The organism is Fundicoccus sp. Sow4_D5, assembly GCF_052116365.1.
Taxonomy (GTDB): Bacteria; Bacillota; Bacilli; order Lactobacillales; family Aerococcaceae; genus Fundicoccus.
Window position 1 is genome coordinate 21980 of record NZ_JBQKLF010000017.1, and the last position, 9069, is coordinate 31048.

General features: G+C 35.8%; 9 protein-coding genes. 4 read left to right on the forward strand and 5 right to left on the reverse strand.

Annotated features, from left to right (window positions below):
- The first annotated feature begins 1 nt into the window (after nt 1).
- Both ACTQ45_RS13310 and ACTQ45_RS13315 read left to right on the forward strand, forming a co-directional pair.
- Nucleotides 2–2521, forward strand: a complete 2520-nt coding sequence (locus tag ACTQ45_RS13310; protein WP_441764020.1) for a BpuSI family type II restriction endonuclease — start codon at nt 2–4, stop codon at nt 2519–2521.
- Nucleotides 2522–3269: 748 nt separating this feature from the next.
- Nucleotides 3270–3524, forward strand: coding sequence for an isochorismatase family protein (locus tag ACTQ45_RS13315; protein ID WP_441764025.1), 255 nt, complete (start codon nt 3270–3272; stop codon nt 3522–3524).
- A gap of 221 nt (nt 3525–3745) precedes the next feature.
- Here ACTQ45_RS13315 and ACTQ45_RS13320 read toward each other — a convergent pair whose 3' ends face one another.
- The 5 genes from ACTQ45_RS13320 to ACTQ45_RS13340 all read right to left on the reverse strand — a co-directional run bounded on the left by ACTQ45_RS13320 (nt 3746) and on the right by ACTQ45_RS13340 (nt 7074).
- Nucleotides 3746–4003: a metal-sensitive transcriptional regulator gene (locus tag ACTQ45_RS13320; protein WP_441764021.1), complete on the reverse strand. Its 258-nt coding sequence runs from the start codon at nt 4001–4003 to the stop codon at nt 3746–3748.
- Nucleotides 4003–4299: a rhodanese-like domain-containing protein gene (locus ACTQ45_RS13325; protein WP_441749916.1), complete on the reverse strand. Its 297-nt coding sequence runs from the start codon at nt 4297–4299 to the stop codon at nt 4003–4005. The genes ACTQ45_RS13320 and ACTQ45_RS13325 overlap by 1 nt, the downstream gene beginning before the upstream one ends.
- Nucleotides 4286–5947, reverse strand: coding sequence for an FAD-dependent oxidoreductase (locus ACTQ45_RS13330; RefSeq protein WP_441764022.1), 1662 nt, complete (start codon nt 5945–5947; stop codon nt 4286–4288). Before ACTQ45_RS13330 ends, ACTQ45_RS13325 begins: the two co-directional genes overlap by 14 nt.
- Before the next feature lie 175 nt (nt 5948–6122).
- Entirely contained in the window at nt 6123–6503 is a 381-nt protein-coding gene (locus tag ACTQ45_RS13335; RefSeq protein WP_441749919.1) for a PH domain-containing protein, read from the reverse strand.
- Nucleotides 6504–6576: 73 nt separating this feature from the next.
- Complete coding sequence (locus ACTQ45_RS13340) at nt 6577–7074, reverse strand: DUF1456 family protein (RefSeq protein ID WP_441764023.1); 498 nt, start codon at nt 7072–7074, stop codon at nt 6577–6579.
- Between the two features lie 100 nt (nt 7075–7174).
- Here ACTQ45_RS13340 and ACTQ45_RS13345 point away from each other — a divergent pair, with 100 nt between their 5' ends.
- A complete protein-coding gene (locus ACTQ45_RS13345; protein WP_441749922.1) occupies nt 7175–8047 on the forward strand; it encodes an RluA family pseudouridine synthase in 873 nt (290 codons plus the stop codon).
- A gap of 278 nt (nt 8048–8325) precedes the next feature.
- Nucleotides 8326–9069 (forward strand): transporter substrate-binding domain-containing protein (locus ACTQ45_RS13350; RefSeq protein WP_441764024.1); only part of this gene is annotated, 744 nt, incomplete at its 3' end.

A 9069-nucleotide genomic window follows, 5' to 3' on the forward strand; every position in this document is an offset into this window, starting at 1 on the left:
AATGAGGTTACCTAACTATACCGATGGTGAAGTAATATCTTATCATCCACTTTGTGAACAAGCATTGAATAAAGCTCTGATTATGTTGAATATTCATGATACATACGAAGTAATTCATCATGAAAATATAAATGGCATCATACCAGATTTTGTAATTAAAAATAAAGATACAAAGAAATATTTAATGTTTATTGAAGTGAAAAGAACTCCAGATCAAGTTACTAGCGTTCGTTTTAAAAACCAGGTTCAATCTTATGTCTTAGAAGCTCAAAAAAGTCGAGTTGAAAAACCTTACTATGTACTAACCAATCTAGAAGTTACGAATTTTTTTAAATATGATGCATCAAATACATCAGTAAATAATCAAATATTGGAACCAAGTCCTATATACAACGGTTCTTTTGAAGATGAAAAAGAAACTTTCAAATCAAATTTAATTAATCATTTCAAAAACATAATAACTATTGCATTGCATGATACAGGAAAGTATACCCTATCATATAACGAGATTGTTAAAACACTTGCGAAATATATAAAAGATGAAGATTTATGGCATAGTGCAATTACAGTCATTGGATACGAATTTATTAGATCCATATTAATAAAACAGCGTCCAAAAGAAGTCTCCTCATGGAAAAATGCCATTTTATATAAAAATAATCCTAAGATTTTACAAAATGTTATTTCAAAAATAGATTTCAAATCTTTAACAATGGGAGAAATTTCCGATAGTAATGAGGATTATTGGATAAATAAAGTTCTAAAAGAAGCATCAAATATCGGAGATAAATCAATGGATGGTGATGAGTTTGCGAAACTCACTCATGACTTGGTTATTAAAGGGAGAGAAAGTGAAGGTCTAGTTCCGACTGATGAAGAATTAGGAGCTGTTCTCGTTTCATTAGTAGTACCGAGGAAAGAATATTCAAATAATCTCAAAGTGAGCGATCCAGCCTCAGGTAGTGGGAATTTAGTTTCTGCATTTATTGATCGATATCCTCATTTTCCATCAGAAAATATATGGTTGAATGATAAAGTGAAGCAATTTCAAGATATATTAACAATTAGATTTGGTTTGAAGTTTTCTAATATAATTACACCAATGACATCTCCAAAGATAACAAATTTTGATATCGTGAATTTGAATAAGGAAGATTTTAAAGATATCGACGTAATATTATTAAATCCACCATACGTATCTGGTGTATCAAATAAAGAATTAAAAGGACCCTACTTTAAAAAAATACAAGAGGTGACTAATTCAAAACCTTTAACCCAAGTGGGTCAAATAGCAGTAGAAGGTCCTTTTCTTGAGTTATTATTAAATTTAATAGAAGATGATACGAAAATAGGGGTAGTTTTTCCAGAGTCTCATTTAATTGCTAAAGGTAGAGAAGCAATTGCAATAAGAAAATTACTATTGCAAAAATTTGGCTTAAATAAAATATTTACTTACCCAAGGAATGGAGTATTCGAATCGGTAACTAAAGGTACGGTAATATTAGTAGGTGAAAAGGGCAGAAAAGTAGAGAACATTGAAATAATTAATTCACATGTGCCAGTTAACGAAATTGATTTATTGGATTTAGAAAGCGAATTAAGGTGTTATGGAGTGTCTCGGAGAAGTATTTCATACTCTGAGTATGAAGAATATATTGAGGTTGGATGGAAAGGACCAATTCACAATCCAGAATATATGAGCAAAATAGAAAAAATAAAACCTTATACTGAATTAATTCAGGAAAAAAAGCTAAGAAGAGGGCCAATCGGAAATATTGGAGGCACAGAGTATCTATTTCCGACTAAACAAAAAAACTGGGATGAGCTAAAAAATCTAATACCTACTCAATGGCTGTTTGCTGCTATTGAAAATACGCGAGACGCTGATGAATTATATTTAAATATGAATACTATCTCTACCAGACTATTAAATCCACCAGAGGAAGCCTTCCAGGAGGAAACTGAAGAATTTAAGGTGCTGAATCTTATATTAGATATCATTGAAAAAAACAACGTCGAAGCTAAAGGATCACAACGGAAAAAAGTTAAAACTAGGGAAGAAATACTAAAAATATTAAAAAGTTCTAATAAAAAAATAACATCACAAAATACTGTATTGATTCCGAGAAACTTAAGAGATAATTTTAAAGTATATCTCCTGGAAGAACCTATGTTTGTTTCTTCTAACTTTATTGAATTAAACAATGAAAGTAAAGAAGAGGCTGAAAAGATTATTAGTTGGATGTACAGCATATTTGGGCAGATACAACTCGAATTTTTGAGTAAACCTCAAGAAGGTGCTAGAAAAATGGAAAAAACTGAATTTTCAATGCTTCGAATACCTTCAGAAAAATTTGGAGTTAACTATAATAACAAATTGCCCTTATCTAGAAAGTTTATTGATTTTACGAACCAGAATGAAATAGATGAATTTTGGAATTCATTCTTATGTTTTGAGCAGAGTGATATTAATGAATTGCAGGAAATAATATCTGAGTTAATCAATGCAAGAAATCCTTGATGTTATAAAAGTAAATAAAATTAAAAACATTAAATATATTTATTTATTCCTCTCACGCGTTATATTTGTACCATAGATTGTGCTATATAATAGGAAGAGATTTAACAACGATTGATGATGCGAGGTTAAAAATATCCTAATAAATTAGTCTTTGTTAACCCATGCTAACGAATAGAATAGTGAGTCACTGGACTCAAAATCCTGTGCCCTCACGGGCGTGTCGGTTCGACCCCGACCATCGGTATACGCCAAACAACACGTTTAAGCAGTTTCTCTTTCTTCGAGAAGCTGCTTTTTTGTTAGCTAATGTTCCCATTATATTGAAAGTGTTATTAGCTTCTAATTCAAAATAATTATGTGCTATAATGATTTCAACATGGTCGTAATGGTTATTTTCACGACTTTCTCAATCTTCAATGTAGATTAAATACCCTTGTCTTAGTCATTCACTTTGTTCGTTGAGTTAATGTTGACTTGGGTCTCGGCTTATAAAAACAGACAATAATTTGGTCAGTCGAGTTAATCGTTCAGATACTGATGCTAGATAAATATATTTAAAAGAGAAGATTATGTTAATCAATCGCAACAATACTGCTTTGTTGGTTATTGATATACATGGTTCTTTGGCACGCACCGTTGAGGATGCCAACTAATTACATTCAAATTGGATTAAAATGATCCGTGTGGCTCGTTTGTTCGACTTTCCCATATAGTACTTGAACAATATGCCGAAGGGCTAGGGGAGACGATTCTAGAGCTTAGAGGCGAATTAAAAGACAATCATATTTTCCCTAAAAGAAGCTTTAGTTGGTATCAAGATCCGGATTTTAGAATGGTGCTAAAAGCATTAGGTGTGAATAGTTTATTAGTGATGGGCGGTGAAGCTCATGTCTGTTTGTTCCAAACAGGTTTAGTTATTTTAAAACATGAGGAATTATCACTCTATTTATTAGCAAACGGTGTTTCATCCCGAAAGGCTATCGACCGAGACTTAGCGATATAACGACTCGAGAAAGAGGGCGCAGTGATTAACACAATTGAAACGGCCGCCTTTGAATTAATGCAAGAAAGTCGCGACACGAAGTTTAAAGACTTCCTAAAAATAATCAAATAAGTAAAACAGCCCCAATCGCCTTGCTTCTATGGAGAACAAGAGGTTGGGGTTGTTTTTATATTAATGAAGCATTAGGCTAATGTGTAAAAAGTCTGGTTCTCATTGAGCTATTATTTACGAATAATCATTTGAACGGCTTGTTCAATTTTCTGGTTTTGTACTTCTGGATTTTCATTTGGATTATTTAGACACTGTTTTAAGTTTTCAGCAACAATTAGCCCCATAATACGATCGATGCTTGAACGAACAGCGCTTAACTGCGTCACAATATCAACGCATTCTTTTTCTTCATCCATCATTTTCTGGATACCTCTTAACTGGCCTTCAGCTCGTTTGAGGCGATTAAGTAATTTTGGATCGCATTGCATTATCTAATCAAAGCTCCTTTCCAAGCGGCAATTCCGCCTTCCACATTAGTTACATTATAACCGAATTTATTAAGAAGTGTAGTCGCGACACTAGAGCGACCTCCGGATGCACAAATAATATAATAGTCCTCTTCTTTAGAGAGAGCTTTAGTATTAAGTGCTAATGTACTAAGGGGGAGATTAATTGATTTTGGGATGTGTCCTATAGCAAATTCATTTCTTTCACGTACATCAATTACATTAAGCACTTGTTGCTTACTGTTTTTATAAAATTGATCGTTATTAATTGTTTTCATGAATAATATCCTCCGGTTTAACGGTGTTGTATAGGTTGAAACCGCCATCTAGATTAGCAACAGTAAAGCCGTTTTGTTTTAAAATTCTTTCGGCAATATAACTACGAGCGCCACTTGCACAAGAGATAATATAAGGTTGGGTTCTATCTAATTCATTGAGCCGTTCTCTTAATTCATTTACAGGAATATTGATTGCATTAGGATATTGTCCATTAGCTAATTCATCTGGTGAGCGTACGTCTAAGACTTGTTTACCATCATTCAACTGTGTTTGTAATTCGTGCCAAGCAACAGAATCACTTAGTCCTTCAACAATATTACTTGCAACATAGCCAAGCATATTTACCGGGTCTTTTGCTGAACCGAAAGGAGGGGCGTAGGTAAATTCTAGTTCCATTAAATCAAAGATTGTTAAACCACCCTTAATGGCTGTTGCGATAACATCAATACGTTTATCGACACCTTTTTGTCCAATACCTTGTGCGCCTAAAATCTTTCCAGTTTCAGGATCAAAAACTAATTTTATGGTCAAACTAGTCGCACCTGGATAGTAGCCAGCATGATCCTTACCAGTTGTATGAATGGCGATATGATTTAAACCACTTAACTGAGCGACTCGTTCATTTAGTCCAGTTGAAGCAGCTGTGAGATTGAAAGCTCTAACAATTGCAGTTCCAATACTTCCTTGGTTTTTACGATTTAAACCAGCAATCACATCTGCTACTTGACGCCCTTGACGGTTGGCAGGCGAGGCTAGAGCAATCATGGTATCTTCACCTGTAATTTGTTGTTTAACAATAATTGCATCACCAACGGCGTAGATGTTAGGAATATTTGTTTGATAATTATTATCGACTAAGATCCCTCCTTGCCTACCTAATTTGATACCTGCTGCTTCTGCTAAGCTGTTTTCTGGTCGGACACCAACAGAAAGAATCGTTAAATCAGAAGGGATGATTTGTCCGTCTGTTAAGACAACTTCTTTCCCATTGTTTCTAAATTCATTTGCTGATTGGCTAGTAATCACACGAACACCATTACGTTTTAATTCTGCCTCTACAAAAGCAGCCATCTCCTCATCTAGTGGTGGGAGTACATGGGGTGCCATTTCTACTAAGGTAACATTTAAGCCGAATTTCTTAAGGTTTTCTGCCATTTCGACACCGATAAAGCCAGCACCGATGACAACTGCTTCTTTAACTTCATTCTCTTTCAATTGAGACATGATTTTATCTAAATCAGGCACATTACGTAGACTAAAAGCATTGGTGGCAGCGTCTAAGCCGGGAATAGAAGGGATAAATGGCTTGGCACCAGGAGATAGTATGAGTTCATCATACGTTTCAGTAAATACCTCGTCATTATGAAGTACTTCGATCGTTTTATTTTCTGGGTTAACTTTTGTCACTTCATGTTCAGAGCGTATATCTAATTTGAAGCGAGCTTGTAAAGCTTCTGGAGTTTGAACAATTAAATCAGAACGCTCTGCTATTTCTCCAGAGATATGATAGGGCAGTCCACAGTTGGCGAAAGAAACATAAGGACCTTTTTCCATAATGATAATTTCAGCATCATCCATTAAACGACGTAAACGTGTTGCAGCTGACATTCCACCAGCAACTCCACCTACAATCACTATCTTTTTCATTTTATCTTCCTCCAATTAAAATACTAATACCGGTATGGGTATATTAAACGACGAATCGCATACAATGTCAAGAGTTTATTTTACACGAAATGTAAAACATTATAGTAGCAATGTTTATAAGACTGAATTACCCCCAAGGGTAAAAAAAACCATCCCGAAAGGGATGGTGCTAAAATTAGTGTTTATTAAAAACAGAGCGTGCAATCAGAGTGTCGACTTCTTTAACATTGATTCCCTTTCGCAGTTGAATCTTTACATGGCCGACTTTAGTCCATAAGTCGACTTCACCATTGATGTCTAGAATACCTGACGTTTCGACAGACCACATATCAATCGAACGGTAAGGGATACTATAGTACTCTTTTTTAGTGCCAGTTACACCTTGCGTATCGACAATAATTAAACGATGATTCGTAAAGACAGCAGTGTCGCGTAAAGTAGAATAGGCGTGATCAGCCGTTTCGCCTTCAATTAATAAGTCTTGAATTTTTTTAGGTACCTCTCGTTTGGAGATAAAGGTAATATTTAGTAAGTCATTCAATTCATTTGTTGCCACGTCAATCACTCCTTTAATTTGTTAGGACTATTATAACATGATGTGCTGGAAAGATAATCTTAATACGTCTTTACTAACGGTAACGTAAAGCTAACCCTTTTAGGAAATTACGAATGTAGCGGTCACCACACGGTTTGTAATTTCGGTGTCCTTCACGTCTTAAAACAGCACTTAATTCACTATTAGAGATAACCACACCAGCCTCTTCAAGAATATCTAAGATGTCATCACTGGTTAGTTTAAGTGCAATTTTGATTTTCTTAAGCATTAAGTTATTCGCATTACCTGAATTCAATTCCAAGGCCGGTTCATTATCGTCTTTAGCGCCTCGTTGCGAAATAATTAAGCCATTCAAGAAACGTTCGAATTGCTCATCTGTACAAGTCATTTCATAGACATTCTCAGCTCTTTCGTCAGCTGCTTCAGTTGTTTCAGTTAGTTGTTTTTTAAGTAGGGCTTGTACTTCCTCTTTACTTAAAGTGACGCCACCCATGGCAAAAATTTCCACCATGTCTTCGTCTTTAATATCCAAGCCGTAGCGTAGTCGGGTCAGTCGATCATTATGATTCATTAAATTAGCCACCTTTCAATTCATATCGTTAATTATACCAAACATTTATCAGCTTTTCTGCTATACTCTAAAGACAATACTTAGAGGAAGTGGTGTTACCATGCGTCAAACCGAATATAAAGTTTTCGAAGCAGGTGAACTGTTTGATTTTTTAGTTGAAAAAATGCCGTCAGCAAGTCGTAAAACGATAAAAAATATGTTGACCCATTCGCAAGTGACAGTTGACGATAAAACTGTGACTCAATACAATACTAAACTGACTGAGGGTCAAGTGGTTGCGATTACTAAACAAAAGGTCAACAAGCATAAAGCAAATTTAAAAGGCGTAGAGATTTTGTTTGAAGATGACGCCATTATTGTGATTAATAAAGCGGCAGGAGTGCTTTCAATGGCCGGCAAGAATCCAAGTGAATTGACAGCTTATCGTCAATTAACCGACTATGTCAAAGAAATTCATCCGCGTCAACGCTTGTTTATTGTTCACCGTTTAGACCGGGATACCTCTGGGGTAATGGTTTTTGCAAAAACAGAAGCTGCCAAAGAGGCTTTGCAGAAAAATTGGCACAGTGATGTCAAAGAAAGAAAGTATACTGCGATGGTTGAAGGGGTTGTCAATGAGCGACCTGGAACGGTCTCTTCTTGGTTAACCGAAGGAAAGACGTTAAAAGTCTATTCCAGTCCGTTTGATAATGGCGGCAAGCATGCGATCACACATTACAAAAAGCTCCAAGGAAATCGTCATTTTTCTTTATTAGAAGTTCAACTAGAGACTGGAAGAAAGAATCAAATTCGTGTCCATATGCAAGAGCTTGGCCATTCAGTCGTAGGCGACAAAAAGTATGGTGCCCGTCAAAATCCGTTGAAGCGTCTAGGACTGCATGCAACCACCTTAGTCTTTAAGCATCCTATCAGTCAAGAAGTACTGCGCTTTAATGCCCCGGTCCCAGCAGCCTTTTTGAAACAAACGCGCTAATAGCCAGACTACTGATTTCAATTTTCAAGAGAAACGATCAGTTAAGAAGATATTAGTTAACAAGAGAATTATCAGATAATTTGTAGCACCGAGCAGAAATGTTGGGTGTTTTTGTCTTAAATGAGTAGGCTCTAATTGTTGTTAATCGTTACATAAGTTATGATACAAAGCTTTACACTTATGTTAGATAAGCTAACATGTCATGTTAAAACTGGATTGCGCTCATCAAACTTTAATTATATACTTAAGCACATAAAAATGTGTTTATGAGGTGACTTATGAAAAAAGGTAAATTAATGGCCTTTATGGTAACGCTACTGTCAATTTTTGGAATTATATTGACAGCTTCAGCGACTAATAACGTGCAAACAGTCGATGCACAGACAAAAGAGAAATATGTGATTGCGACCGATACAACTTTTGCTCCCTTTGAGTTCATAAATGAAGCAGGCGAGATGGTTGGGATTGATATGGATATTCTGGCAGCTATTGCTGAAAATCAAGGCTTCGAATATGAAGTACGAGCTCTAGGCTTTAATGCGGCTGTTCAAGCCTTGGAAAGTAAGCAAGTAGACGGTGTAATTGCTGGAATGAGTATTACGCCTGAAAGAGAAAAAGTCTTTACGTTTTCAGAAGCTTACTACCATAGTAGCTTGTCTTTTGCAGTCAAAGCCGATAGTGATATCCAAACATTGGATGACTTGAAGGGACAAAGAATTGCAGTTAAAACAGGAACTCAAGGGGCTGAACTCGCTGAGTCCTTACGAGAAGAGTATGACTTTGAGATTGTGACTTTTGAAGATTCTGTCAACATGTATCAAGAGGTTATGGTTGGTAATAGCGCGGCAGCCGTTGAGGATTTTCCTGTAATGGCTTATGCGATCAACGATGGTAAATTGGCTTTAAGACAATTAGAAGAAACCTTTGATATTGGCTCTTATGGTTTTGCGACCAGTCCTGGTGAAAACCCAGACTTAGTTGCAGCTTTTAATGAAGGCTTAGCTAACATTCAAGCGTCGGGT

Excerpts from the sequence above, each read along its gene's own strand:
- ACTQ45_RS13345 (WP_441749922.1), top strand. The coding sequence starts at position 7,175 with ATGCGTCAAACCGAATATAAAGTTTTCGAAGCAGGTGAACTGTTTGAT.
- ACTQ45_RS13340 (WP_441764023.1), bottom strand. The coding sequence starts at position 7,074 with ATGAATCATAATGATCGACTGACCCGACTACGCTACGGCTTGGATATT.
- ACTQ45_RS13330 (WP_441764022.1), bottom strand. The coding sequence starts at position 5,947 with ATGAAAAAGATAGTGATTGTAGGTGGAGTTGCTGGTGGAATGTCAGCT.
- ACTQ45_RS13320 (WP_441764021.1), bottom strand. The coding sequence starts at position 4,003 with ATGCAATGCGATCCAAAATTACTTAATCGCCTCAAACGAGCTGAAGGC.
- ACTQ45_RS13325 (WP_441749916.1), bottom strand. The coding sequence starts at position 4,299 with ATGAAAACAATTAATAACGATCAATTTTATAAAAACAGTAAGCAACAA.
- ACTQ45_RS13310 (WP_441764020.1), top strand. The coding sequence starts at position 2 with ATGAGGTTACCTAACTATACCGATGGTGAAGTAATATCTTATCATCCA.